The 26,017-nt window shown below is 74.2% G+C and carries 23 protein-coding genes and 1 pseudogene; 9 read left to right on the forward strand and 15 right to left on the reverse strand.

The genetic code is table 11. From position 1 onward, the window contains the following. The first annotated feature begins 53 nt into the window (after positions 1-53). From ACFWI8_RS06370 to ACFWI8_RS06385, 4 genes are all read left to right on the forward strand, one after another. Positions 54-1,340, forward strand: coding sequence for a M18 family aminopeptidase (locus ACFWI8_RS06370; protein WP_387086518.1), 1,287 nt, complete (start codon positions 54-56; stop codon positions 1,338-1,340). Positions 1,341-1,513: 173 nt separating this feature from the next. Next, a complete protein-coding gene (locus ACFWI8_RS06375) occupies positions 1,514-2,335 on the forward strand; it encodes a maleylpyruvate isomerase family mycothiol-dependent enzyme (RefSeq protein ID WP_387086713.1) in 822 nt (273 codons plus the stop codon). A gap of 154 nt (positions 2,336-2,489) precedes the next feature. Continuing rightward, positions 2,490-4,121 carry a protein kinase gene (locus ACFWI8_RS06380; RefSeq protein WP_387086520.1) on the forward strand — a complete coding sequence of 544 codons (1,632 nt, stop codon included), beginning with the start codon at positions 2,490-2,492 and terminating at the stop codon, positions 4,119-4,121. A 10-nt stretch (positions 4,122-4,131) separates the two neighbouring features. Next, positions 4,132-5,157 (forward strand): phosphotransferase, encoded by a 1,026-nt coding sequence (locus tag ACFWI8_RS06385; RefSeq protein ID WP_387086522.1) that lies wholly within the window; start codon positions 4,132-4,134, stop codon positions 5,155-5,157. 446 nt (positions 5,158-5,603) lie between these two features. Here ACFWI8_RS06385 and ACFWI8_RS06390 read toward each other — a convergent pair whose 3' ends face one another. Beyond that, positions 5,604-6,278 carry a response regulator gene (locus ACFWI8_RS06390; protein WP_387086524.1) on the reverse strand — a complete coding sequence of 225 codons (675 nt, stop codon included), beginning with the start codon at positions 6,276-6,278 and terminating at the stop codon, positions 5,604-5,606. Between the two features lie 343 nt (positions 6,279-6,621). Between ACFWI8_RS06390 and pdhA the strand changes: the two genes are divergently transcribed. Genes pdhA through ACFWI8_RS06405 form a run of 3 tightly spaced genes read left to right on the forward strand, consistent with a single transcriptional unit; the run spans position 6,622 to position 10,369 of the window. Next, positions 6,622-7,863, forward strand: a complete 1,242-nt coding sequence (gene pdhA, locus ACFWI8_RS06395; RefSeq protein ID WP_387086526.1) for a pyruvate dehydrogenase (acetyl-transferring) E1 component subunit alpha — start codon at positions 6,622-6,624, stop codon at positions 7,861-7,863. Position 7,864: 1 nt separating this feature from the next. Further along, positions 7,865-8,845, forward strand: coding sequence for an alpha-ketoacid dehydrogenase subunit beta (locus tag ACFWI8_RS06400; protein WP_387086528.1), 981 nt, complete (start codon positions 7,865-7,867; stop codon positions 8,843-8,845). 27 nt (positions 8,846-8,872) lie between these two features. After that, positions 8,873-10,369 (forward strand): dihydrolipoamide acetyltransferase family protein, encoded by a 1,497-nt coding sequence (locus tag ACFWI8_RS06405; protein ID WP_387086530.1) that lies wholly within the window; start codon positions 8,873-8,875, stop codon positions 10,367-10,369. A gap of 82 nt (positions 10,370-10,451) precedes the next feature. Here the strand turns inward: ACFWI8_RS06405 and ACFWI8_RS06410 are convergent, their stop codons facing one another. Genes ACFWI8_RS06410 through ACFWI8_RS06425 form a run of 4 tightly spaced genes read right to left on the reverse strand, consistent with a single transcriptional unit; the run spans position 10,452 to position 15,293 of the window. Further along, positions 10,452-11,021 (reverse strand): bacterial proteasome activator family protein, encoded by a 570-nt coding sequence (locus tag ACFWI8_RS06410; protein WP_387086532.1) that lies wholly within the window; start codon positions 11,019-11,021, stop codon positions 10,452-10,454. Between the two features lie 21 nt (positions 11,022-11,042). After that, the gene (locus tag ACFWI8_RS06415; protein WP_387086534.1) at positions 11,043-13,865 is read right to left on the reverse strand and encodes an ABC transporter permease; all 2,823 of its coding nucleotides are present in this window, start codon (positions 13,863-13,865) and stop codon (positions 11,043-11,045) included. Then, on the reverse strand, positions 13,862-14,611 hold the full coding sequence (locus ACFWI8_RS06420; protein ID WP_387086536.1) for an ABC transporter ATP-binding protein: 750 nt from the start codon (positions 14,609-14,611) through the stop codon (positions 13,862-13,864). The genes ACFWI8_RS06415 and ACFWI8_RS06420 overlap by 4 nt, the downstream gene beginning before the upstream one ends. A gap of 43 nt (positions 14,612-14,654) precedes the next feature. Continuing rightward, positions 14,655-15,293 (reverse strand): PadR family transcriptional regulator, encoded by a 639-nt coding sequence (locus tag ACFWI8_RS06425; RefSeq protein ID WP_387086538.1) that lies wholly within the window; start codon positions 15,291-15,293, stop codon positions 14,655-14,657. A gap of 136 nt (positions 15,294-15,429) precedes the next feature. On the opposite strand from ACFWI8_RS06425, the gene ACFWI8_RS06430 reads away from it, so the two are divergent. Together ACFWI8_RS06430 and ACFWI8_RS06435 are read left to right on the forward strand one after the other, a co-directional pair. After that, positions 15,430-16,650, forward strand: coding sequence for a histidine kinase (locus tag ACFWI8_RS06430; RefSeq protein WP_387086540.1), 1,221 nt, complete (start codon positions 15,430-15,432; stop codon positions 16,648-16,650). Further along, positions 16,638-17,285 carry a LuxR C-terminal-related transcriptional regulator gene (locus ACFWI8_RS06435; RefSeq protein WP_387086542.1) on the forward strand — a complete coding sequence of 216 codons (648 nt, stop codon included), beginning with the start codon at positions 16,638-16,640 and terminating at the stop codon, positions 17,283-17,285. The genes ACFWI8_RS06430 and ACFWI8_RS06435 overlap by 13 nt, the downstream gene beginning before the upstream one ends. A 28-nt stretch (positions 17,286-17,313) precedes the next feature. Here ACFWI8_RS06435 and ACFWI8_RS06440 read toward each other — a convergent pair whose 3' ends face one another. The 10 genes and pseudogenes from ACFWI8_RS06440 to ACFWI8_RS06485 form a co-directional block, all read right to left on the reverse strand. Beyond that, positions 17,314-17,532 carry a hypothetical protein gene (locus ACFWI8_RS06440; RefSeq protein ID WP_387086544.1) on the reverse strand — a complete coding sequence of 73 codons (219 nt, stop codon included), beginning with the start codon at positions 17,530-17,532 and terminating at the stop codon, positions 17,314-17,316. Positions 17,533-17,735: 203 nt separating this feature from the next. Beyond that, on the reverse strand, positions 17,736-18,725 hold the full coding sequence (locus ACFWI8_RS06445) for an NAD(P)H-quinone oxidoreductase (protein ID WP_387086546.1): 990 nt from the start codon (positions 18,723-18,725) through the stop codon (positions 17,736-17,738). A gap of 76 nt (positions 18,726-18,801) precedes the next feature. Then, complete coding sequence (locus tag ACFWI8_RS06450) at positions 18,802-19,113, reverse strand: zf-TFIIB domain-containing protein (protein ID WP_387086548.1); 312 nt, start codon at positions 19,111-19,113, stop codon at positions 18,802-18,804. Between the two features lie 45 nt (positions 19,114-19,158). Further along, entirely contained in the window at positions 19,159-20,004 is an 846-nt protein-coding gene (locus tag ACFWI8_RS06455) for a phosphotransferase family protein (protein ID WP_387086550.1), read from the reverse strand. A 6-nt stretch (positions 20,005-20,010) separates the two neighbouring features. Then, positions 20,011-21,126, reverse strand: coding sequence for a potassium channel family protein (locus ACFWI8_RS06460; RefSeq protein WP_387086552.1), 1,116 nt, complete (start codon positions 21,124-21,126; stop codon positions 20,011-20,013). A gap of 65 nt (positions 21,127-21,191) precedes the next feature. Beyond that, complete coding sequence (locus ACFWI8_RS06465; protein WP_387086554.1) at positions 21,192-22,505, reverse strand: molybdopterin molybdotransferase MoeA; 1,314 nt, start codon at positions 22,503-22,505, stop codon at positions 21,192-21,194. Next, the gene (locus ACFWI8_RS06470; RefSeq protein WP_387086556.1) at positions 22,457-23,305 is read right to left on the reverse strand and encodes an NTP transferase domain-containing protein; all 849 of its coding nucleotides are present in this window, start codon (positions 23,303-23,305) and stop codon (positions 22,457-22,459) included. Before ACFWI8_RS06470 ends, ACFWI8_RS06465 begins: the two co-directional genes overlap by 49 nt. A gap of 25 nt (positions 23,306-23,330) precedes the next feature. Continuing rightward, positions 23,331-24,389, reverse strand: a complete 1,059-nt coding sequence (locus tag ACFWI8_RS06475; RefSeq protein WP_387086715.1) for a dihydrolipoamide acetyltransferase family protein — start codon at positions 24,387-24,389, stop codon at positions 23,331-23,333. Between the two features lie 429 nt (positions 24,390-24,818). After that, positions 24,819-25,091: pseudogene (locus ACFWI8_RS06480) on the reverse strand (biotin/lipoyl-containing protein); the annotation flags it as partial. Beyond that, positions 25,042-26,004 (reverse strand): alpha-ketoacid dehydrogenase subunit beta, encoded by a 963-nt coding sequence (locus ACFWI8_RS06485; protein WP_387086717.1) that lies wholly within the window; start codon positions 26,002-26,004, stop codon positions 25,042-25,044. The pseudogene ACFWI8_RS06480 and the gene ACFWI8_RS06485, both read right to left, overlap by 50 nt. Between the last annotated feature and the right edge of the window lie 13 nt (positions 26,005-26,017).

The raw sequence follows: 26,017 nt of genomic DNA on the forward strand, positions 1-26,017 counted from the left end.
ACAATGCGGGACGAGACCGGGCCAGGCGGGCGGCGGCTTCGTATGCTGAGGGAATGAGCGCTCCGTTCGACCTGGCCCACACCGACGACCTGATGGGGTTCCTCGCGGCCTCGACCTCCCCCTACCACGCGGTGGCGAACGCCGCGCTGCGGCTGGAGAAGGCAGGGTTCCGGCAGGTCGAGGAGACCGCCGCCTGGGACGGCGCCGCGGGCGGGCGCTACGTGCAGCGCGCCGGAGCGCTGATCGCCTGGTACGTGCCGGAGGGCGCCACCCCGGCCACGCCGTTCCGCATCCTCGGCGCGCACACCGACTCCCCCAACCTCCGGATCAAGCCGGTCCCCGACACCGGCCGGGCCGGCTGGAAGCAGCTCGCCGTCGAGATCTACGGCGGCACCCTGCTCAACACGTGGCTCGACCGCGACCTCGGGCTCTCCGGGCGGCTCACGCTGCGCGACGGCCGCGCCGTGCTGGTGAACGTCGACCGGCCGCTGCTGCGGGTGCCGCAGCTGGCCGTGCACCTGGACCGCTCCGTCAACGACGGTCTCAAGCTGGACCGGCAGCGGCACATGACGCCGCTGTGGGGCATCGGCCGCCCGCGCGAGGGCGAGTTGATCGAGTTCCTGGCCGCCGAGGCCGGGCTGCCGGCCGCCGAGGTCGTCGCCTGGGACCTGATGGCGCACAGCGTCGAGCCGCCCGCCTACCTGGGCAAGGACCGCGAGCTGCTGGCCGGCCCGCGGCTCGACAACCTGGTCTCGGTGCACGCCGGCACCGCCGCGCTCACCGCCGTCGCCGGCTCGGCCGACCTCGGCTTCATCCCGGTGCTGGCCGCGTTCGACCACGAGGAGAACGGCTCGACCTCCGACACCGGCGCCCAGGGCCCGCTGCTCGGCACCGTGCTGGAGCGCTCGGTCCACGCGCGGGGCGGGAGCGTCGAGGACCGCGCCAGGGCGCTGGCCGGCTCGTTCTGCCTCTCCTCCGACACCGGGCACGCCGTCCACCCCAACTACGAGGAGCGGCACGACCCGGACCACCACCCGATGGCCGGCGCGGGACCCATGCTCAAGACCAACGTCAACCAGCGCTACGCCACCGACGGCACGGGCCGGGCGGTGTTCGCGGCGGCCTGCGAGCGCGCCGGCGTGCCGTGGCAGACGTTCGTGTCGCACAACGCGATGCCCTGCGGCACCACCATCGGCCCCATCACCGCCGCCCGGCACGGCATTCCCACGGTGGACATCGGGGTGGCGATCCTGTCCATGCACTCGGCGCGCGAACTCTGCGCGGCCGTCGATCCGTACCTGCTGGCCAACGCCATGACCGCCTTCCTCGCCGCGTCATGACGCGGGGCACGAGGCGGGGCGTGAGTCGCGACGCGGGCGCCCCCTAGGATTCGTCCTAGGGAAAGCATTCACCGGCTGCCCCCGCGCAGCGTAACGTGTGAACACCCAAGCCTGCTTCCGCCCTTGCCTGCACCGAAACCAGCGACGAAACCGCCACGAGGGGTCCCGTGACCGTGCCGCACCCGAGCCTTCAGCCGTATGTCGATGCCTGGACCCAGACCATCGAGGCGATATCGGAGCTCGTCTCGACCCTCGTGGACGGCGAGTGGAACCGGCCGACGGAATGCCCGGGTTGGTCGGTGCGGGACGTCGTCTCGCACGTGATCGGCGGCGAGTGCGAGGCGCTCGGCGACCCGCGGCCCATCCACACCCTGCCGCGCGACCTCTTCCACGTGGTCGACGAGACGACCCGCTACCTGGAGGTGCAGGTGGACGTGCGCCGGCACCACACGGGCCCGGAGATGACCAGCGAGCTCGAGTACGTCATCATCCGCCGCTCCCGCCAGCTCCGCAACGAGCGCCGCAAGCCGGACGACCTCGTCACGCACCCGCTGTACGGGCAGATCCCGCTGGTCGACTTCCTCACCGCGCGGGTCTTCGACGTCTGGCTCCACGAGCAGGATCTGCGCCGCGCGCTGCGCCAGCCGGGGAACGTCAACTCGCCGGCCGCCCACATCGCGCGCGACGTGATGTTGAACAAGCTGCCGAAGGTGATCGCCGAGGACGCGGGCGCGCCGACGAAGTCGGCCGTGGTCTTCGACGTGAGCGGCCCCGTGGAGTTCCTGCGCACCGTGCGGGTCGACGAGGACGGCGTCGGCTCGGTGGACCGCAGCCCGTCGCTCGGCCCGATCGTGACCTTCACCATGGACTGGGAGACGTTCACCCGCATCGTGTGCGGGCGGACGAAGGCGCGGCGGGTGGCCGACAAGCTGAAGGTCGAGGGGGACACGGAGCTCGCCGAGCGCATCCTGGCGAGCTTCCCGCTGGCGCACTGAGCCACCGCGCGGCCAGCCGCGCGTGACACACCGCGACATCGCACGCACGACACGTAACGCCCTTCACGCGATGTCGACATGACCACCCAACTTGTCATCGCGCCCCCGGAACGGGTTTGATGGCTGGGCGATCCAGCGATTACGGCGAGGACTGATGGCACAGGATCATGGCGCCGCGGATTCCGGCGACGGAAACCCCGAGGCCGCCGGCAACGAGGTGCCCGATACGCCGGAGATGTGGGGCAACAACGGGCTGGTCGGCGACGGCCGGTACCGGCTCACCCACCGGCTCGGCAGGGGCGGCATGGCGGAGGTCTTCGCCGCCGAGGACCTGCGGCTCGGCCGCACCGTGGCGATCAAGCTGCTGCGCGCCGACCTCGCCGAGGACCCGGTCTCCAAGGCCCGGTTCACCCGCGAGGCACAGTCGGTCGCCGGTCTCAACCACCACGCGGTGGTGGCCGTCTACGACTCCGGCGAGGAGGTCGTCGGCGGCAGTGTGACGCCCTACATGGTGATGGAGCTCGTCCAGGGCCGCACCATCAGGGAGTTGCTGACCGACGCCGAGGCGCCGCCGGTCAACCAGGCGCTGCTCATCGTCTCCGGCGTGCTGGAGGCCCTGGCCTACAGCCACCAACACGGCATCGTGCACCGGGACATCAAGCCGGCCAACGTGATCATCACCGACACCGGCGCGGTCAAGGTGATGGACTTCGGCATCGCCCGCGCGCTGCACGGCGCCGCCCAGACCATGACCCAGACCGGCATGGTGATGGGCACCCCCCAGTACCTCTCCCCCGAGCAGGCCCTCGGCAAGACCGTCGACACCCGCTCCGACCTGTACGCGGTCGGCTGCCTGCTCTACGAGCTGCTCGCGCTGCGGCCGCCGTTCGTCGGCGAGACCCCGCTCTCCGTCGTCTACCAGCACGTCCAGGACACCCCCAGGCCGCCGTCCGAGGTGTCGACCAGCACCCCGCCCGAGCTCGACGGTCTGGTGATGCGGGCGCTCACCAAGAACCCGGACGACCGCTTCCAGTCCGCCGAAGAGATGCGCGGCATGATCCAGTACGCGCTGCGGATGCTGGAGGAGCACGGCGGCCACACCGGCGGCCTGTGGAACACCGGCTCGATCACCGGCGGCGCCACCCCGCCGATGGGCACCCCGGCCTCACGCGCCGGGGTCGACGCGCCGACCGGCCAGCTCACCGCCCCCATGCTGCTCGGCAACCCGGACGGCGGCCGGTCCGAGCCGCCCCGCCAGGGCGGCGGGCGCCGGGGCCGGCTGCTGCTGGTGGCGCTGGCCGCCGTGGTCGCCATCGGCACCGGCGTCCTGGTCGCGGCCAACATGGGCGGCGGCGACCAGGAGAACCCGAACAGCGACCCCACGCCGACCGAGACCGTCGAGGAGCCGTCGGACGAGCCGGACGAGAGCCCCTCCGCCTCCGATGAGGAGGTCGAGGAGGAGGACGACACCGGGGACTCCTACTACCCGAGCGACTCGACCGGCGGCTGGACCGACGACACCGGGACCGTCGACCCGACCACCCCCACCGAGGAGCCGACCACCCCCACGGAGGAGCCGACCGAGGAGCCGACCGAGGATCCGACCACGCCCCCGGACGAGTCGGACGGCGGCGCGACGGAGGGCGACGACGCCGGCGGCGGGACGGACGAGGGCGCCGACGAGGGCACCACGACCGACCCCGGTACCAGCGAGGGTGCCCTCGAAGGCGCCATCGGGGGCGAGACGGGTTCCACGGGCAGCGAGACCGCCGGTAGCACCACCTGAATCCGGTCACGTGACGCGGTTGGAGGAGCGCACCCTCTCGGAACTGGTGCGCCGCTACGACACGGGGCGCCCGCTGGAGTGCGCCCCGTTGGCCGAGGGGCTGCTGAACCACGGCTACCGTCTCGCGACCACCCGTGGCGTCTTCTTCCTCAAGCACCACCTGGACGGGGACCCCGAGGACATAGCACCGCTGCTCCGCCAGCATCGCGCCACCGCGGCGCTCGCGGAGCTCGGCCTGCCGGTCGCGCCGCCGCTCGCGGACCGCGACGGGCGGACCGTCGTCGTGCACCGGGACCGCTGCTACGCGCTGCACCCCTGGATCGAGGGCCGCCACCGGGACGGCGGCCAGCTCAGCCGAGCCCAGAGCCGCCGGCTCGGCGCGCTGCTCGGGCGCGTGCACCGGGCGCTCGAACTCGTCATAAGGCGCGCGCCGAGGCCGCGCCCCACCTGCCGGGGTGCGGCGGCACCGGCCGAGACGGACGCCGTCATCGACCAGCTGCTCGGCCGGGTCAGGGCCAGGCCCCGCAGGACCGGCTTCGACGAGCTCGCCGAGCACCGGCTGCTGGAACGCCGCACCCTGCTGCGCGCCCACGCCCACCTGCGGCCCGGGCCCGCCGAGGTCCCGGCGGAGGGGTGGGTGCACGGGGACTTCCACCCGCTCAACCTCCTCTACCGGGCGGAGGGCCCGGTGGAGCCGGTGGCCATCGTCGACTGGGACCGGCTCGACGTCCAGCCACGCGCGGAGGAGGCGGTGCGCGCCGCGGCCATCTTCTTCCTCCGGCCGGACGGCAGCCTCGCGCTGCCGAAGGTCCGTGCCTACGCGCGCGCCTACCGCGCGGCGACGGGCGCCTCGCCGGCGGAGCTGGCGGCGGCCGTGCACCGGGTGTGGTGGGAGCGGTTGAACGACTTCTGGATGCTGCGGTGGCACTACGAGCGCCGCGACCAGCGGGCTGATCCGCAGTTCGCGGCGGCGGCGGCGCTCGTCGTCTGGTGGACGAGCCAGGCGCCGGCGGTGCGGGACGCCTTCTGCGACTAGGTCCTGTCCGGGCGATCTTCGAGGATCAGCCCGCGTCGTCAGATGCGGTGCATCGCAAGGCACCGGATCGCAGCTCATACTTGGCCGTACTCGCGCGATTCGGCAACGCAGCCAGGCGGGATGCCAGCCGTCGCGAGCCCGCCGGGGATTGTCAGACAGGCCCTAGCCCCTGCCGGCGGCCCCTGCCGGGGCCAGCGGCTCGAAGGGACGGCGACCACGACGGACCTCCCCACCCGGGCCCGCGCTCCGCGCGGTGGCCGACGCCGCCGGGCCCGCGCTGCGCGCGGCTTTCCCCACCCACCCGCCCGTTTCGCGCGCTCCGCGCGAAGACCCGGCGCGCGGCTTCTTCCGCCCGTCCGCCCTTTCCGCGCTCCGCGCGGCTCGCGGCTGGCCGCCCGCCAGGGCGGGGGGTGCGCGGGGGGTGCGCGGCAACGGCCGGCACGCCGCTAGTGGCCGGCCGGGCGTTCGGCCTGGCGGCGGGCCACGTAGGCCGCGGCCTGGGCGCGGCGGGACATGCCGAGTTTGGAGAGCACGCTGCTCACGTAGTTCTTGATCGTCTTCTCGGCGAGGTGCATCTCCTCGCCGATCGCCCGGTTGGTGAGGCCGTCGCCGATCAGGTCGAGGATGCGGCGTTCCTGGCCCGTGAGCCGGGCCAGCCGCTCGTCGTCCTCGCGGGTCGCGCCCGTGCCGCCGCGCAGCCGGTCGAGGACGCGGCGCGTCGCCTCCGGGTCGAGGAGCGACTTGCCGGCCGCCACGTCCCGCACGGCGGCCAGTAGTTCGTTGCCCCGGATGGCCTTCAGCACGTAGCCGGACGCGCCCGCCATGATGGCGTCGAACAGCGCCTCGTCGTCCGCGTAGGACGTCAACATCAGGCACCGGATCGACTCGTCGCGCGAGCGGATCTCCCGGCACACCTCGACGCCGCTGCCGTCCGGCAGGCGCACGTCGAGCACCGCGACGTCGGGCCTGGCGGCCGGGATCCGGTTGAGCGCGTCGGCCGCCGTGCCCGCCTCGCCCACCACCTCGATGTCCGGCTCGACGGCGAGCAACTCGTGCACGCCCCGGCGCACCACCTCGTGGTCATCGAGGAGAAATACACTGATTTTTCCGCCCTCGGACACACCGCAAGTGTCACACAACGGCGCGTGCACCGCTCTTCACGCGACCCGGTTGCCCGGGTTAACGTGCACCTGTCCCCAAGCCCTGCCAGGCTTGATGCCGTCTCGTTCCACAACCCATACAAGTACTTGGATTTCCAGGTAAATCCGCAGGTCAGGGGTCTTTTCACAGCTTGTGATCCCAACGGATACCGTGCTCTTATTGGGCCGTCGAACGGGACGCGATCGGGACAAAGAACCGCTCGGTTCCGTCCAGGCCGCACCCACCCCCGTGCGCCGTACGGGACCGGGCGGACCGCACTGGCCGCCCGGCGGACCCCGGGGGCCGGACCGACGGAGGACACGAGTGACTGTGGAGAGCAGCACCGAGGCGGGCGGGACCCCACGCCGTGCCGCGGCGCGGAAGAGCACGACGAAGAAGTCCCCGGCCAGGAAGAGCACGGCGAAGAAGGCCACGGCGAAGCGGAGCGGCCCGGGCGGGAAGGCGGCCGCGAGCCGGCCGGCGGAGCCCGCGATGGTGCAGTTGCTGACGCCCGAGGGCGAGCGTGTCGAGCACCCCGACTACTCCCTCGACATCACCCACGAGGAGATCCGCGGCCTGTACCGCGACATGGTCCTCACCCGCCGCTTCGACGCGGAGGCCACCGCCCTCCAGCGCCAGGGCGAGCTGGGTCTCTGGCCGTCGCTGCTCGGCCAGGAGGCCGCGCAGATCGGCTCGGGCCGCGCCCTGCGCCCCGACGACTACGTCTTCCCGACCTACCGCGAGCACGGCGTCGCCTGGTGCCGCGGCGTCGACCCGACCCTGCTGCTCGGCATGTTCCGTGGCGTCAACCACGGCGGCTGGGACCCCAACAGCAACAACTTCCACCTCTACACCATCGTCATCGGCTCCCAGGCCCTGCACGCCACCGGCTACGCGATGGGCGTGCGGATGGACGGCTCGGACAGCGCCGTGCTCGCCTACTTCGGCGACGGCGCGTCCAGCCAGGGCGACGTGGCGGAGGCGTTCACCTTCGCCGCCGTCTACCAGGCGCCGGTCGTCTTCTTCTGCCAGAACAACCAGTGGGCCATCTCCGAGCCCATCGAGCGGCAGACCCGCGTCCCGCTCTACCAGCGCGCCGCCGGCTACGGCTTCCCCGGCGTCCGCGTGGACGGCAACGACGTGCTGGCGGTCCTGGCCGTGACCCGCGCCGCCGCCGAGCACGTGCGCACCGGGCAGGGCCCGATCCTGGTGGAGGCCTTCACCTACCGGATGGGCGCGCACACCACCTCGGACGACCCGACCAGGTACCGCCGCAAGGAGGACCTGGAGGCGTGGGAGGCCAAGGACCCGATCCTGCGGCTGCGCCGGCTCCTGGAGCGGGAGGGCGCCGCGGACGACGCGTTCTTCGCCGCGCTCGACGAGGAGAGCGACGGGCTGGCCAGGCGGGTCAGGGAGGCCATCAGGACCATGCCGGACCCGGACCCCATGGCCGTCTTCGAGAACGTGTACGCGGACGGACATCCGCTGGTGGACGAGGAGCGCGCCCAGTTCGCCGACTACCTCGCCTCCTTCACCGACCACGAGCACCAGCACGGGGGGAACTGACATGGCCGCCGAGAAGATGGCGATCGCCAAGGCGCTCAACTCCTCGCTCCGCAGGGCGCTGGAGGCCGACCCCAAGGTCGTGGTGATGGGCGAGGACGTCGGCAAGCTGGGCGGCGTCTTCCGCATCACGGACGGGCTGCAGAAGGACTTCGGCGAGGACCGGGTCATCGACACGCCGCTGGCCGAGTCCGGCATCATCGGCACCGCGATCGGTCTCGCGCTGCGCGGGTACCGGCCGGTGGCGGAGATCCAGTTCGACGGCTTCGTCTTCCCCGCGTACGACCAGATCGTCACCCAGCTGGCGAAGATGCACGCCAGGTCGCTGGGGAAGGTGAAGCTGCCGGTGGTCATCCGCATCCCCTACGGCGGCGGCATCGGCGCGGTGGAGCACCACAGCGAGTCGCCGGAGGCGCTGTTCGCGCACGTCGCCGGGTTGAAGATCGTGACGCCCGCCAACCCGTCCGACGCGTACTGGATGCTGCAGCAGGCGATCGAGTGCGACGACCCGGTCGTCTTCTTCGAACCCAAGTCGCGTTACTGGGAGAAGGGCGAGGTCGACCCGACCGGCATCCCCGGGCCGCTGCACGCGGCGAAGGTGGTGCGGGACGGCACCGACCTGACGATCGCGGCCTACGGGCCGACCGTGCGGACGGCGCTCGCGGCGGCCGAGGCGGCGGCCGAGGACGGCACGTCGATCGAGGTCGTGGACCTGCGGTCGGTCTCGCCGATCGACTTCGACACGATCCAGCGGTCGGTGGAGAAGACCGGCCGTCTTGTGGTGGCGCACGAGGCGCCGGTCTTCTTCGGTTCCGGGGCCGAGGTGGCCGCCCGGATCACGGAGCGGTGTTTCTATCATCTGGAGGCCCCCGTGCTGCGGGTCGGCGGGTTCCACGCGCCGTATCCGCCGGCACGTCTTGAGGAGGAGTACCTTCCTGGGCTCGACCGGGTGCTGGACAGCGTCGACCGCGCCTTGGCGTACTGAGGCGAGAGGCTGAGGAGAGTCGTGACGATGTCTGCGGCACAGCGGTTCCGCGAGTTCCGGATGCCGGACGTGGGCGAGGGGCTCACGGAGGCCGAGATCCTGAAGTGGCTCGTCCAGCCGGGTGACACGGTGAGCGACGGCCAGGTGGTGGTGGAGGTGGAGACCGCCAAGGCGGCGGTCGAGCTGCCGATCCCCTACGACGGCGTGGTCAGGGAGGTGCACTTCCCCGAGGGGCGGACGGTCGACGTCGGGACGCCGATCATCACGGTGGACACCGATCCCTCGGCGGCGGAGCCCGCACCTGAGCCGGCCGCCGCGCCGGCCGCCGAAGGCGGCGAGGGCGGCGGCGGCCGGGAACCGGTGCTGGTCGGCTACGGCGTCTCCACCGCCACGCCGAAGCGGCGCCCCCGCCGGGCGCCTGCCGGCGGCGAAGCGAACCGCGGCCGGGCGGCCGGTGGGGCCGCCCCGGCTCAGCAGCCGAGTGGACCGGCCGGCGGGTCCAACGGGTGGGAGCCCGCGCACCTGCCCGGCGGGCATGAGGCCGCCGGGGGGTACGGCGGGCCCGCCCTGCCGCAGGGCGTCGAGGGCGACCGCGTGGCCGTCGCCCCGCCCAGGGACGGCCGTCCGTTGGCGAAGCCGCCGGTGCGGAAGCTGGCGAAGGATCTGGGCGTGGACCTGGCCACCGTCATCCCCAGCGGCCCGAACGGCGTCGTGACCAGGGAGGACGTCCACGCGGCCGTCGCCCCCAGGCCGGCGCCGACCACCGCCGAGGCCGAGGCGGCCGCGGCCGCGGCCGATGTCGCGCCGCAGTCGCTGGCGGAGATCAGGGAGCGGCGGGTGCCGATCAAGGGGGTGCGGAAGGCGACCGCGCAGGCCATGGTCGGCAGCGCCTTCACCGCCCCGCACGTCACCGAGTTCGTGACGATCGACGTCACCAGGACCGTGCGCCTGGTGGAGCGGCTCAGGCAGGACCCGGACATGGCCGGGCTGCGGGTGAACGCGCTGCTGCTGGTCGCCAAGGCGCTGCTGGTGGCGATCCGCCGCAACCCGGAGATCAACGCCGCCTGGGACGAGGACCGCCAGGAGATCGTCTACAAGGAGTACGTGAACCTGGGCATCGCGGCGGCGACGCCCCGTGGCCTGATCGTGCCGAACATCAAGGACGCCGGCGCCAAGACGCTGCCCGAGCTGGCCAGCGCGCTGAACCTGCTGGTGAACACGGCCAGGGACGGCAGGACCGCGCCGGGCGACATGCGGGGCGGCACGGTCACCATCACCAACATCGGCGTGTTCGGCATCGACACCGGGACGCCGATCCTCAACCCGGGCGAGTCCGCGATCCTGGCGTTCGGCGCCATCAGGCAGCAGCCCTGGGTGCACAAGGGCAAGGTGAAGCCGCGGCACGTCACCACCCTGGCCCTCTCGTTCGACCACCGGCTGGTGGACGGCGAGCTGGGCTCCCGGGTGCTGGCGGACGTGGCGGCGGTGCTTGAGCACCCGCGGCGGCTGATCACCTGGAGTTAGGCGCGACCACGAGAAACCGGCGGTGCCGGCCGGGGCCCTGGGGCCTCGGCCGGCACCGCCGGTCGTGGGTCGTCACATTCCGTCACAGATAGGGGCCGGAACGCGCCCCGCCGTGGGCGTCGGGGCCCTGGTCCTGCTCGTCGCCGAACGCGCCGGGCGGCAGCGCCCGCCGCATCTGCTCCAGCTGCGCCCTGGCCGCCATCTGCTGGGCGAAGAGCGCCGTCTGGATGCCGTGGAACAGGCCCTCGAGCCAGCCCACCAGCTGCGCCTGGGCGATCCGCAGCTCCGCCTCGGTCGGCACGCCGTCGTCGGTGAACGGGAGGGAGAGCCGCTCCAGCTCGTCGACGAGCTCAGGGGCGAGGCCCTCCTCCAGCTCCTTGACCGAGCTGGCGTGGATCTCCTTGAGGCGGACCCGGCTGGCCTCGTCGAGCGGGGCCGCCTTCACCTCCTCGAGCAGCTGCTTGATCATGCTGCCGATCCGCATGACCTTCGCCGGCTGCTCCACCATCTCGGTCACGGGGATCTCCGAGCGGCCCTCGTCGCCGTCGTCGCCGTTGCGCTTGGGCGCGGGGCTGCTGAGCGCCATCCCGTCGGGTCCGACGACCAGGATCTGGGCGTTCTCCTGGGGCGGTTCGTTCCTCGGCTGAGTCATACCCCCATCATGCAACGCCGGTCACCCCGCGCGCCGCGCGAGGGTGATGCGGGAGCGCGTCAGCAGGGTGGCCACCAGGCAGGCGACGACCGGCACCACGACGATCAGCTGGCCGAAGGTGGTCCACGGCAGCTCGATGAACAGCTCCGGCCTGACGCCCGGGTCCCAGCCCTCGTTCCATGCCTGCTCCCAGCCCTGGAGGTCGGACCGGTGTTCGGCGAGCCGCAGCGCGATGGCCGGGATGATGCCGGACAACGCGCCGAGCAGCACCCCCATGGCGGCGATGAGACCGCACTGGAGTCCGGAGAGGGTACGCCGGACGCGTGGCGTGGCGCCGACCGCGGCGAGGGTGGCCAGGTCCGCCTCGGAGTCGGCCTGTGCCAGGCCGGTGGCGATGCCGGCGGCGCCCAGCGCGAGGATGGCGGCGGCCAGCGAGAGGATGATCAGCTCCATCGAGGTGTCGCCGTCGAAGCCGTCCTCCACGACCGTCCAGGGCGCCTCGACGACGCCGTTGCGGTTGGCCAGCTCCTCGAGGTCGCCGTTGACGGCCTGCTGCTCGGCCTCGGTGGGCACCCGGTCGGTGGCGTAGTAGCTGCCCTCCTCGACGGTGACCAGGCCCGCGGCCTCGGCGGCCGCCGGGGAGATCAGCAGCTCGATGCCGTAGCTCTCGGCGTCGACCCGGTGGCCCGGCAGCGTGGTCGAGTCATCCGCCGGGGCGATGGGCCCGATGCCCTCGTCCCACTCCTCCGGATAGGTGTCGTACCTGTCGATGGTCACCCGGTCGTCGGCGTCGAAGTAACGACCGGCGAAGACCACGACGTCGCCACGGGCCAGGGCGTCCCGCGCGCCCTCGTCGTCGACGCCGAGGACGTCGAGCAGTTCGGGGCCCGCGACCACCAGGCCGCTGCTGCCCATCATGTTGCCCTCGGGGTAGACGCAACGCTCGTCGGTCACCAGCTCACGGCGGGCCGCCGCGTCCAGGTTCTCGCTTTCCGGGCCCCAGAGCGGGCACGCGTTCTCCTCGGGCACCCTCGGCTGGACCAGGCCACAGTCGTCGACGGACTCGTCGCAGTCGGCCTTGGCGAGCGCCCGGTAGACGTCGGCTCGGGTGGTGGTCGGCATCTCGGCCTCGATCACCTGCCTGGCCGGGTCGAGCAGCGCCTGCTCACTCGGCGAGTAGGTGGAGATCGCGACGGTGCCGGTGGGCATCCACGGCTGGTACTCGGCGCGTTGCCGCGCCTGGTCGCTGACCGCGACGGTGGCCACGGCGACCGCGCCGGCCGTGGCGGCCATGATGGCGGCGACGGCGGGGGCGGTGCGGCCACGGTTGCGGGCGGCGTCGCGCAGCGCGAGCCGGCCGGACAGCGGGAGCCTCCTGGCCAGTCGGCCGAAGACGCCGACCAGCAACGGGGTCAGGGCGACGACGCCGAGTTCGGCGATGATCGAGCCGACCGCGACCGTGTTGACGCCGGACGAGGTCATGGCGCCGAGGATGGCGATCGCGGCGCCGCCGAGCAGCGCGATGAAGCCGATGGTGGGCAGCGCGCGGCTGGCGCGGCGCACCCCGCGGCGGCCGGTGAGGGACTCCAGCACGTCGGTGCGGGCCGCGTTGACGGCCGGGACGACGGCGGCGAGCAGCCCGGTGACGACGGCGAGCAGGGCGATCGCGCCGACCTCCAGCAACCTGAAGTCCCAGGAGCCGAAGCGGGTGCCGCCGAAGTCCTCCAGGAGCGGGCGGCCGACCAGGGTCAGCAGGATGCCGCCCACGGTGCCGACGACGGCCGCGCCGGCGCCGAGCACCACTCCGCTGGCGAGCATGATGGCGCGCAGCTGCCTGCGGTCGCCGCCGTTGGCGCCGACCAGGCCGAGCTGGCGGCGGGCGCGGCGGGCGCCCACGGCGAAGGCGGGGCCGGCGAGCAGGCAGATCTCCAGGATGATCAGCGAGACGACGGTGACGATGGTCGCCATGGCCTCCGCGCCGATCGACGAGTCGCCGAAGTCGTCGGCCACCAGCACCTGGTCGGCCGGGGGCGGGTTGAGCGTGACGTCGCGTGAGACGACGGTCATGCCCAGCTCGTTGGCGCGCAGCACGGCCGGCCAGTCGACGACGCCCTCGGGGACGTCGACCAGGAAGGTGTCGGTGCCCGAGCCCCAGTCGTTGTCCTGCTGCACGTGAGGCAGGACGGCGCCGGGGAGCGCGATCACCTGATCGGTGTCGAGGCCGCTCGGCAGCTCGTACGCGCCGGTGACCCGGTAGGGCTCGTCGATGCCGCCGAGGGTGATCTCGGAGCCGACCCGCAGCCCCGAGGTGTCGAGGAACGCCTGGGTGGCGGCGACCTCGCCCGGCTCGCCGGGGAACTCGCCGCGCAGCAGGGTGAGCATGCCCTCGGTGAGCGGGTTCGCGGCGTCGATCTCGCGGAGTTCGACGTTGGTGAGTCCGGTGCTGGTGGAGGAGGTGACGTAGGCGGTGGTGTCGGAGAGCAGGCTGGCGCCGTCCGGCAGCGCCTCCTGGACCTGCGCCAGCACCTCGTCGTCCGACCTGGGGTCGTCCTCCCAGACCGCGTCGTCGGCGTTCTCGTCGTACTCGACGTAGTCGCCCTCGGGGTTCTGGCGGACGGGCGAGCCCTGGGTGGCGATCTCGTAGCGGGCGTCGGCCGCGCCGAGTTCACGGGTCACATTCTCGGCGGGGGAGAGCTGGGCGGTGCGGAAGGTCAGGTCGGCGGCCGACACCGCGAGGATGGGCAGCGCGATCATGGCGATCACCAGGGCGCTGCGGCCCTTGGCGCGGCGGGCGTCGCGGCGCGCGATGCGCAGCGCGAGCCGCCAGGTGCTGAGACGCTTCACCTGGTCGCCTCGCTGGTGAGCAGGGACTCGGCGGTGCCGGCGGCCGACTCGTCGACGATCCGGCCGTCGCGCAGGAAGACCAGCCGGTCGGCCCAGGCGGCGTAGCGGGACTCGTGGGTGACGAGGACGACGGCGGCGCCCTCGTCGCAGCGGCGGCGCAGCAGGGCGAGGACTGCCTCGCCGGTCTCGGAGTCGAGGGCGCCGGTGGGCTCGTCGGCGAGGACGAGGCGGCGGTCGCCGACCAGGGCGCGGGCGATGGCGACGCGCTGCTGCTGGCCACCGGACATCTCGTCGGGGAAGCGCTCGGCGACCTCGGGCAGGCCGATCTCCTCCAGTGCGGCGAGCGCCTCGCGGCGGGCGGCGCGGGAGGAGGTGCCGTCGAGCTCGCGCGGCAGGGCGATGTTCTCGGCGGCGGTGAGGGCCGGGATGAGGTTGTAGTCCTGGAAGACGTACCCGATGTGGGTGCGGCGGACCTTGGCGAGCTGGCCCCGGCTGAGGGCGCCGAGGTCCTGGCCCTCGACCAGCACCTGCCCGCCGGTGGCGGTGTCGAGGCCGCCGGCGAGGGTGAGCAGCGTGGACTTGCCGGACCCCGAGGGGCCCATCACGGCGACGAACTCGCCGGCCTTGACGGCGAGGTCGATGCCGCGCAGCGCGTGGACGGCGGCGACGCCGCTGCCGTGCACGCGGGCGAGCTGGCGCAGTTCGAGCACGGCGGAGCCGGTCTCGGGCCTGGGTGTGTCGGTCATTTCGAGGTTCCCCCCTCGGGCTTGTCGGGTCGTATGGCGGAGTTCACGGCCGGGCTCCGGGGCGGCGGCCCGCCGTCGCCGCGGGGTCGGGCTCGTCGGCCACGTCGGCGGGTGGGGCGCTCGGCGCCGACGCGGGGCGGTCGCGACGATCCCGGGCGAACCGGACGAGGCGTGACTCGCAGTGGTCGAGCCACCGGTTCTCCGCCTCGGCGAAGAAGATGAGCTGGTCGAGGACGAGCAGCCAGGCCATCTCGTCGCTGGTGTCGGGCCCGGCGGCCAGGGCGCGGGCCTTGAGGCGGGTGTAGCCCTGCATGGCCTGGAGGGTGTGGAGCCGCTGGGCCTGGATGATCTCGGCGACGTCGACGCCGGGCGTGCCCACGGCCATGGCGAGCTTGATGGCGAGCTCGTCCCTGGCGGGCTGGGTGCGGTCGACGGGCCGCGAGAACCATTCGGCGAGCTCGCGGCGGCCCGACTCCGTGATGGCGTAGAGCTGCTGCTTGGCGTCGCCGCCGCCCTCGGGTGTGATCAGGCCGTCACGTTCCAGGCGCTGGAGCGTCGTGTAGACCTGCCCGATGTTGAGGGGCCAGGTGGCTCCGGTGCGGGACTCGAAGTCGGTGCGGAGCTGGGAGCCGTACCGAGGGCCGGACTCAAGGAGGGCGAGTAGGCCGTAGCGAATGGACATACCGCGTATGTATACCGAGTATGTTGCCCGGGGCGCAAGGCGAGTCAGGGTCGTCTCGGGGTCGAGTCAGGGTGAGCGGGAACGGTAGACCCTGCTGTAGTGCGCTCGCCGCCGCGGATGGCCCAGACTGCTTCCCATGCGTGAACGGCAGGATCGATGGACCGAGGTGAGGCGAGGGGCCGGCTATCTGCTGGGCACCCTGCCGGCGGCGATGGCCTTGCTCACCGTGCTCCCGCTCCTCGTGGTCGGGGTGCTGGCCTCGGGTCTCCCGTGGGTGCTCAGGCCCCTCGGGGAGTCGGCCGACTGGCACCGCCGCCGGGCCGCCGGGCTGCTCGGCTCCCCCGTCGACGCGCCGGCGTCCACCGACCGCCGGGCCGCGCCGCCCCGCGGCTTCGCCGCCGCCTGGCGGCACGCGATGCGCTCCCCCGAGACCCGGCGGCTGCTGCGCTGGCTGCCGACCGCGATCGGCACCGGGCTGCTCACCGGCCTCGGCGCGGTGCTCTTCCTCGGTATGGCGGTGGGCGGCGTGATCATGGCCCCGATCCGGCCGCTGTTCGACCTGGAGTCGTCCTTCGGGGACGTGGGCCTGGCCTCCATACCCCTCGACCTCGGCCAGTCGCTGGTCGGCGCCGCGCTCACCTGGTGGCTGCTGCCGCGGCTCGCCCGCTGGCACGCCGGCGTCTGCCTGGCCGGGTTGGAGCCGTCGGCCGAGGAGCGGCTGGCCGAGCGGGTCGGCGAGCTGACCGAGTCGCGGGCCGGGGTGCTCGACGCGCACGGCGCCGAACTGCGCCGCATCGAGCGCGACCTGCACGACGGGGCGCAGGCCAGGCTCGTGGCCATCGCGATGCGGCTCGGGGTGGCCAGGGAGCAGCTGCCGGAGGACGACGGCCGGTTGGCCACGCTGCTGAAGGAGGCGCACGAGGGCGCCGAGGAGGCGATGACCGAGCTGCGGGACGTGATCCGCACGATCTACCCGCCGATCCTGGCCGACCGGGGCCTGGAGGGCGCGATCGCCGCCGTGGCGGCGCGGTCACCCGTCCCGGTCGAGGTGGACTGCGCGGAGCTCGGCGAGCTGCCGCCCGCGGTGTCGGCCGCCGCGTACTTCATCGTGACGGAGTCCCTGACCAACGCGGCCAAGCACAGCGGCGCGGACCACGCCCGGGTACGGCTGACCAGGTCCGACGACCGGCTGCTCGTCGAGGTCACGGACGACGGCGTCGGCGGCGTCGACGAGGCGCGCGGCACCGGCGTGGTCGGCATCCGCCGGCGGGCGGCGGCGCTCGACGGCTCGGTGCTGGTCCGCAGTCCGGCGGGCGGCCCGACCGAGATCACCGTGGAGCTGCCGTGCGGGTCGTGATCGCCGAGGACAACGTGCTGCTCTCCGCCGGGCTCGAACTCATCCTCTCCACCAGGGACATCGAGGTCGCCGAGGTGGTCACGGACGGCCCCGGGCTGCTGGCGGCCGTCGGCCGGCACGAGCCGGACGCGGTGATAGCCGACGTGCGGCTGCCGCCGACCTTCCACGACGAGGGCGTCCGCGCCGCACTGGAACTGCGGCGGGAGCGCCCCGGGCTTCCGGTGCTCGTGCTGTCCCAGTACGTGGAGAAGATCTACGCGCGCGAGCTGTTGTCGGACGGTTCTGGGGCGGTGGGCTACCTGCTCAAGGACCGGGTGAGCCGGGTCGGCGAGTTCGTCGACGCGCTGGCCCGGGTGGCGGCCGGCGGCACCGTGATGGATCCGGAGGTCGTCGCCCAGCTCCTCACCAGCGCGCCCCGCGGGCCGGTCGACACCCTGACCGCCCGCGAGCGGGAGGTCCTGACGCTGATGGCGCGCGGCCTGGGCAACGGGGAGATCGCCGCCGACCTCGTGATCACGGAGAACGCGGTGCACAAGCACATCGGCAACATCTTCAGCAAGCTCTCGCTCCCCACGACCGCCCCCGGCCACCGCCGGGTCCTGGCCGTCCTCGCCTATCTCGACGCCAACGCGTAGCGGGAGCGGCCAGAGCCGGACGTCGCGACTACTGACGGAGCCGGTAGCCGAGGATGCCCAGGCCCAGGCCCAGGCAGGCGAGGCCGGCCCCGAGGGGGAGGACGGGGGGTACCTCGCCGCCCGCGCGGCGGGCCGCGACGGGGGCGGCGGCGCCGTCGTCGCGGACGGGTCCAGGAGTGGTGGGCGCCGGCTCCCACCACAGGATCGGCGCCTCGGCCGGGCGCCGGCCGTCGTCCCGTTCCTCCACCTCAGGCGCCGACGCCGCCGCCGGAGGGCCCACCGCGGCGGCCGGCTGGGGGAGAAGGGGAGCCGCGACGACCGTCGCGGCCACTGCGAAACCCGCCCACACCCTCACAGGCCCGATCCTTCACGCTTCTGTCCGATGATGTAATCGACGATGTAACTAGCGTCACATATCAACACAAAAGCCGCATCCGGGCCGAGGGTGGCTCAGCGTGTCAGCACGATCTTCCCGATATGGCCGCTCTCCTCCAGCACCCGGTGCGCGTCGGCCGCGGCCGGCAGCGGCAGCCGCCGGTCCACCACGGGCCGGAGCCGGCCGTCCGCGAACATCGGCCAGACGTGCTCCCGCACCTCGGCCACCACGGCCGCCTTCTCGGCCACCGGCCTGGCCCGCAGCGAGGTCGCCGTCACCGAGCCCCGCTTCGCCATCAGCCGCGCCAGGTTCACCTCGGCCTTGACGCCGCCCTGCAGCCCGATGATCGCCAGCCGCCCGCCGGTCGCGAGCGCGTCGATGTTCCTGGCCAGGTACTTGGCGCCCACGATGTCGAGGATCACGTCCGCGCCGTGCCCCTCCGTGGCGACGGACAGCTCGGCCACGAAGTCCTGCTCGCGATAGTTGATCAGCACCTCGGCCCCCAACTCCGCGCAGCGCGCCAGCTTCTCGTCGCTGCCGGCCGTCACCGCGACCCGCGCCCCGGCCGCCCGGCCGAGCTGGATCGCCATGGTGCCGATGCCGCTGCCGCCGCCGTGCACGAGCAGCGTCTCGCCGGGGCGCAGCCCGGCGGCCATGAACACGTTGGCCCAGACCGTGCACACCACCTCGGGCAGCGAGGCGGCCGTGGCCAGGTCCATCCCGGCCGGGACCGGCAGCAGTTGCCCGGCCGGCACCGCGACCAGCTCCGCGTAGCCGCCGCCGGTCAGCAGCGCGCACACCTCGTCGCCGACCCGCCAGTCGGCGACCCCGTGGGGGATGGGGTCCCCGACGGCGACGACCCGCCCCGCGCACTCCAGGCCCGGGTAGGGCGAGGAGCCGGGGGGCGGGTCGTAGAACCCCTGCCGCTGGAGCACGTCGGCGCGGTTGACGCCGGCCGCCGCCACCTCGATCAGGACCTCGCCGGCACGCGGCTCGGCGTCCGGCACTTCCGTCCACACCAGCGCCTCGGGACCCCCGGGCGCGGCAATCGTGATCGCATGCATGGGCGTGACGCTACCGCCACGCCCACCGGATGAGCAGGGAGCGGGATGGTCGGGTCACGGGCGGGTCGGGGTCGGGTCAGGAGGAGAAGAAGAGCCCGGAGAGGCCGCCCTTGCGGCGGTGGTGGCCGTGGTGCCCGTAGTGGCCGCCGTGCTGCGGGACGCCCCAGGGCGCGGCGGGCGCGGCCGGCTGCTGGTAGTGCGGCTGCTGCGGCGGGGCGGGCGCCGGTGGGGGCGGCGGGGCGGCCTGCGTGTACTGCGACTCGAGCTGCGTGATGTGCTCCAGCTCGCCGTAGTCGAGGAAGATCCCCCGGCATCCGCTGCACTGCTCGATCTGGACCCCGCTGCGGTTGAACGTGTGCATCGGCGCACGGCACTTGGGACACTGCATCTTCGGCTCCATCGGATCAACAGACCACTGGACGTCGTCGCCACCCTACGTCAGGGCGTCGATCCGGCGGCAGGCGTCGACGAAGGCCGCCCCCTCCTCCCGCAACGGCCGGCCGGCCAGCAGCGCGCGGGCGGCGAGTTGGGCGGTGAGCGCGCGGGCCGGCCCGTCGAGCCAGTCCGGCCAGGGCTCGGCCACGCCGTAGCCGGCGAGGAAGCGCCGCCAGTCGGCCTCGTCCACGAGCCCGGCCGCGTACCAGGCCGCCGGCCGCGCCAGGTCCCAGGCCGGGTCGCCGAGGCCGAGGTCGTCCACGTCGATCAGCAGCAGCCCGCCGCCGCCCGCCGGGTCGGACACCAACTGGCCGAAGTGGAAGTCCCCGTGACACAGCGCCCGGCCCGTCCCGTCCGTCCGAGCCCCCGTCAGCACCCGCTCCACCAGCCGCCGCTCGGCCGCCGTCGCCGCGCCCGGCGCCGCCACCAACCGCGCCACCGCCTCCGCGGCCCGCGCCGGGCCGCCGGCCGCCGGCAGCGGCCCTGGCCCTAGCGCCACCGGATCGACGGCGTGCAGCAGGGCTAGCAGCGCGCCGGCCGCCTCCCACGGCAGCTCGTCGGCGCCGGGATCGATCGGCACCCCGTACGGCCACGACGTCGCGGACCGGCCGCCGGGCAGCGCCCGCGCCTCGGCCGGCGGCAGCGGCGGCAGCAGTATCCCGGCCAGCGCCGGGTGCGCGGCCACCCGCAGCCGCGCCGCCAGCTCCGCCGCGTCGGTGTCCGGCGCGTGTGCCTTGACGACGACCGCGCCCACCCGCAGCAGCGTCGCGTCCGACCGGGGCGCGAGCCGCACCGGCACCGCGCCAGGACCCTCGCCGGCCAGCCGGGCAAGATCCGCCGTCACGCGGCCCTACCGGCCGGGGATGCGCCAGGAGCCGGGGCCGCGCTCCTTGCGGTGGGCCGCGGCGGCCTTCTCCTCCGCCTTGCTCACCCGGCGGATCACCACGAGCCGGTCGGTCAACTGCAACGTCGCCGCCTCCGGGTCGTCGTAGCCGAGCAGCCGGTGCCCGCGTATCACGGAGACCACCAGGTCCTCGCACTCGCGCGGCGACTTCCCGGCCTCCGCCTTGGTCACCGGGCGCTCCCGCAGGCTCAGCCCCCTGCTGTGCTGCACCAGGTCCTCGAGCACCGCGCCCGAGCTCGGGCTGATCATGGAGAGCCCCAGCATCCGGCCCACCGCACTGGCGCTGGTGATCACCGCGTCGGCGCCCGACTGCCGCAGCAGCGGCACGTTCTCGGCCTCCCGCACCGAGACCACGATCCGCACCTTCTTGCTCAGCTGCCGCACCGTCAGCGCCACCAGCACCGCCGTGTCGTCGCGCTGCGTCGAGATCACCACCTGCTTGGCCCGGTCCGCCATGGCCCGGGTCAGCACGCTGCTGCGGGTGGCGTCCCCGATGACCCCGGCGTAGCCGTCGGCGCCCGCCTGCTCGACGACCGCCGGGTTGGGGTCGACGACCACGATCCGGTCCTGCGGCAGGCCGGCGCTCATCAGCGTCTCGGCGGCCGACCTGCCCTTGGTGCCGAAGCCGACGATGACGGTGTGGTCTCGCATGTGCTTCCTCCAGTACGCCAACCGCCACTGCTCGCGGGTGCGCTCGGTCAGCACCTCCAGTGTCGTCCCCACCAGGATGATCAGGAACAGCACCCGGAGCGGGGTGATCAGGAAGGTGGTCAGCAGGCGGGCGGTGTCCGTGACCGGGACGACGTCGCCGTAGCCCGTGGTGGAGAGCGACACCGTCACGTAGTAGAGGGAGTCGATGAACCCGACCGGGCCGCCCGCGACGTTGTCCTTGTAGCCGTGGCGGTCCGTGTAGACGATGACCACCGCGAGCGCCATCACCCCCAGCGCCATCAGCAGCCGGCGCACCACCTGCACGAGCGGCCCGGCGACGTAGCGGGGGAGCTGGACGCCGTGCGACAGGTCGTCCAGGGAGGACGAGGGGCGCGCGCTCTTGAGTTTCATGCGGTCGGAACTCGTCTGCTTCTTCTGCTTCGGCTTCGGCGGCTTCGGCTTCTTCCGCTCCGCGGTCAGGCGTGCGGAAGGTCGAGGAGGCGGACCCTGGTGTGCGCCTCGGCACCACCCGGCGGGATGACCGCCAGGGCTGACGCGGCGGCGATGCCACGCAGCATGGCGGGGCCAGCGTAGCTCAGCGGCCGCGCCTCCCCCGGCGCCGGGCGACGCACCGGCACGAGACGGGTGTCCGTGGGGTGGCCGCGTACCGCGTCGGTCAGCTCGGCCCACGCCTCCTCGGGCGCCGGCCGGTCGGCGAGCGCGCACAGCAGCGGCGCGGCGAGCGTCAGCAGCGCCGAGACGGCAGCCAGCGGGTTGCCCGGCAGGCCGACCAGCGGCACCCCGCCGGGCAGCTCGGCCAGCAGCATCGGATGCCCAGGACGCACCGCCACGCCGCTGACCAGCAGCTGCGCGTCCAGCCTCCGCAGCACGGCGCGCAGGTGGTCGACGGGCCCCGCGGCGGTCGAACCGGTGGTGACGATCAGGTCGGCGCGGCTGGTGGAGATCGCCTCGTGCAGCGCCTCGGCGTCGTCGCCGAGCCGCCGGGTGACGAGGGTGTGGGCGCCGAGCGCGGTCAGCCAGGGGCCGGTCATGGGGCCGAGGGCGTCGCGGATCCGGCCGTCGTGCGGGAGGCCGCGGAACAGCAGTTCGTCGCCGAGCACCAGCACCTCGGCACGGGGCCGGGGCCGGACGGCGAGCTGGTCGTAGCCGGCGGCGGCGGCCAGCCCGAGCGCGGCGGGGGTGAGCGTGGTGCGGGCCGGCAGCAGCTCGGTGCCGGTGCGGCACTCCTGGCCGCGCGGCCGCACGTCGGCGCCCGGCTCGGGGTTGGGGCCGCTGAGCTGGCCGCGGGCGACGGTGCCGTGCTCGCTGCGCAGCACGGCGGTGGCGCCGGACGGGATCCGGGCGCCGGTGGCGATGGGCACGGCCTGGCCGTCGGTGAGCGGCTCGGCCCGTGGGGCGCCGGCGAGCACGTCGGCGGCGCCGGTGAGCCGCCAGGGCCCTGGGCCCGCGACGGCCCAGCCGTCCATGGCCGAGGTGTCGAAGGCCGGCAGGTCGGTGAGCGCGGTGAGCGGGGCGGCCAGGGTGTGGCCGAGGGCCAGGTCGATCGGCAGCCGGCGCGGCGGCAGCGGGCGGGCCGCCCGGTGGGCGATGGCCCGCGCGGACTCCCAGCCGGGCAGCTCGCGCCCGGCGGCCTTGCGCCCTTGGGGCGGCTCGGCCGGCGTCGCGACGGCGGCCGGGGCCGGCCCGTTGGCCAGCGCCAGCGCGTCGTCGAAGTCGTCGATCACGTCGCCGCCCCCGGTTCGCCCGCGCCCTCGGACTCCTCGGCCCATTTCAGCGCGAGCGCGGAGATCCTGGCCGCCGCGTCCGCCGGGGCGATGCCCTGCTGGGCGACGGCGTACCCGATGAGGAAGGTGGTCAACGGCGCGGCCGGCCGCGCCACGGAGTGTGCGGCATCGCGGGCGGCGTCGAGCAGCGCCTTGATGTCCACGTCGAGTTCGATGCCGAGGTCGGCCTTGACGGCGGCAAGCCATTCGTCCAGCACGGTCATATCGTCCCTGATCCTGGTGCGGGCGGTCACGATGTCGGCCCAGGTGTCGCAGTCCAGGCCACCGTTGTCGTCGGTGGCGGCGACCCGGTGCGCGCGCAGGCCTGGGAGCAGCAGTTTCAACGGCAGCCCTGCGAGAGTGCCGTACTCGGTCGCCAGCAGGGCGAGTTCGCGGCGCAGCGGCTCGGCCCGGTAGACGGCGGAGAGCGGCTGGTCGCGCCCGGCGGCGTCGCGGGGCAGCACGACGTCGGCGTCCGGCGGCATGTCGAGCAGCCGGGCGAGTCCCGCCGGGGTGAGGAACGGCAGGTCGGCGGCGAGCACCAGCACGAGCGGCGCCTCCACCTCGCGCAGCCCGGCCCCGAGCGCGGCGAGCGGCCCGCCGCCCGGCGGCTCCTCCCTGGTCCACACGACCCGCGCCCGGCTCGGCCGGCGTGGCCCGACGACCACGACCCGCCGGGCCGCGCCGCACGCGTCGACCACCCGGTCGAGCAGCGTCCGGCCGCCGACCCGCACGGCCGGCTTGTCGGCCCCACCGAGCCGCCGGGCGGCGCCACCCGCGAGGATCACGGCGTCATGCGCGCTCATTCCGCCCACGGTACCGGCGGACACGTCAAAGGTCGCCAAGGAGTGCGAGGGGTTGTTCGACGCGGTCGGCGACGAACCGCAGGAACCCGCCGGCCACCGCGCCGTCGCAGGCCCGGTGGTCGAACGTCAGCGACAGCTGCACGACCGGCCGCAGCGCGAGCCGCCCCTCGTGCGCCCAGGGCTTCTCGACGATCCGCCCGACGCCGAGCATGCCGACCTCGGGGGCGTTGACGATCGGCGTCGAACCGTCGACGCCGAAGACGCCGTAGTTGTTGAGCGTGAACGTGGACCCGGTCACCTCGGCCGGCGCCAGCGTGCCGGCCCGCGCCCCCTCCGTCAGCCGCCGCAGCTCGGCGGCGAGCCGGCCGGTGTCCATGGCGTGCGCGTCCCTGACCACCGGCACCAGCAGGCCACGCTCGGTCGCGGCGGCGAACCCGAGGTGCACGGCGCCGTGCCGGGTGATCCGCCGGGCCGCCATGTCGACGCTCGCGTTCAGCTGCGGATGGCGGGCGAGCGCCGCGAGACAGATCCGCGCCAGCAACGCGGTCACCGGCACGCCGACGACCCGCCGCGCCTCCATCAGACCGGTCGCGTCCGCCTCCACCCAGCACGTCGCGTCGGCCACCTCCCGCCTGCTGGCCGCGACGCGCTCCGCCATGACCCGCGCGACGCCGCGCAGCTCGACGACGACGTCGCCGGCGGCGGGCGGTGGCGCGGCGAGGCCGCCGGCTGGCGCGGCCTCGCCGCGTGGGGGGTGGGGGGACGCGTTCAGCACGTCGGCGCGCATGATGAGCCCACCCGGCCCGGTGCCGGTCACCGACCGGAGGTCGACCCCCGACTCCCGCGCCAACCGCCGCACCAACGGCGACACGACGGCCACAGCGCGGGCGGGGCCATCGGCCCCGCCGCCGTAGGCGGCATCCACCGCGCCCGCCTCCGGCGGGCCGGAGGCCCCGGCACCAGCCGGCGTGGTCGGCGCGGCGTCGCCAGGCGGCATCGCGGCTACGCCGCCGTGCGTGGGCGGCGTGCCGCCAGGCACGACCGGCACCGTCCCGTAGCCGACCAGCACCGGCCCGGACGCCACGTCATCCGCCGGGCCGGAGGCCCCGGCACCAGCCGGCGCGCGCAACGCGCTCGGCGCAGCAGCGCCTGGCGGCATCGCGCCTGCGGCACCAGGCCTACCGCCAGGCGCGAGACTGGCAGGGCCGGAGGCCCCAGCGCCGCCGCCGGCGCCGGCGTCCCCAGCCTCTCCGGCACCAGCCTGCGCGCGCAGCGCACTCGGCGCACCGCCGCCAGGCGGCATCGCGGCTCCGCCCCCGTGCGTGGGCGGCCCGCCGCCAGGCGCGAGGCCGGAGGCCCCAGCCTCCGGCGACCCGGCGGACACGCCGCCCCCGGCACCAGCCTGCCCGCGCAGCGCGCTCGGCGCGGCGCCGCCAGGCGGCGCGGCATCACCGGCGCCTACGGCGCCTCCCGCACCGCCGAGCCCGCCGTCAGGCGAAACCCGCAACAGTTCGGTTCCGACCGGGAGTTCGTCGCCTGGGGCGCCGTGGCGGGCGGTGACGACGCCCGCGTGCGGGCAGGGGAGTTCGACGACGGACTTGGCCGTCTCGACCTCCACCACCGGCTGGTCGATCGTCACCGTGTCGCCGACGTCGACCAGCCAGCGGACGATCTCCGCGCTCGTCAGCCCCTCGCCGAGGTCCGGCAGCAGGAATACCTCCGTCATACCGAACCCCTCAGTCCTCCCACTGCAGGCGGGCCACCGCCGCCAACACCCGTTCCGCATCCGGCAGATGGTGACGTTCGAGGAGCGGCGGCGGGTACGGGATGTCGAAGCCGGTGACCCGACCCACCGGCGCCGCCAGATGGTGGAAGCACCGCTCGGTCACCCGCGCCGCGATCTCCGCGCCGGGGCCGGCGAAGCCGGCCGCCTCGTGGACCACGACGGCCCGCCCGGTGCGCCGCACCTCCGCGCACACCGTCTCGTCGTCGAACGGCACCAGCGTCCGCAGGTCGACGACGCCCAGGTCCCAGCCGCGTTCCCGCGCCGCCTCGGCCGCCGCCAGGCAGACCGGCACCGCGGGCCCGTAGGCGATCAGCGTCGCCGACGCGCCGGGCCGCCGCACCACCGCGCGACCGCCCGGCGGCACCGGCACCTCGGGGTCGAGCTCGCCCTTGGCCCAGTAGAGCCGCTTCGGTTCCAGGAAGACGACCGGGTCGTCGGAGGCGATGGCCTGCCGCAGCAGCCCGTACGCGTCGGCGACGGTCGCCGGCGTCATCACGTGCAGCCCGGGCGTCGCCATGTAGTACGCCTCGGACGAGTCGCTGTGGTGCTCGACGCCGCCGATCCCGCCGCCGTACGGGATCCGCACGGTGAGCGGCAGCGGCAGCGCGCCGCGCGTGCGGTTCCGCATCCGGGCGACGTGCGAGACGAGTTGCTCGAACGCCGGGTAGGCGAACGCGTCGAACTGCATCTCCACGACCGGCCGCAGCCCGTACATCGCCATCCCGGTCGCGGTGCCCAGGATGCCGGCCTCGGCCAGCGGCGTGTCCGTGCACCGCTCCTCGCCGAACTCGGCGGCGAGGCCGTCCGTCACCCGGAAGACGCCGCCCAGGGTGCCGATGTCCTCGCCCAGCAGGTGCACCGCCGGGTCCTCGGCGAGGGCGTCCCGCAGCGCGCGGTTCAGCGCGGCCGCCATCGTGGTCGTCGTC

Source organism: Streptomyces sp. NPDC127098, assembly GCF_042722465.1.
Classification (GTDB): Bacteria; Actinomycetota; Actinomycetes; order Streptomycetales; family Streptomycetaceae; genus Streptomyces; species Streptomyces millisiae.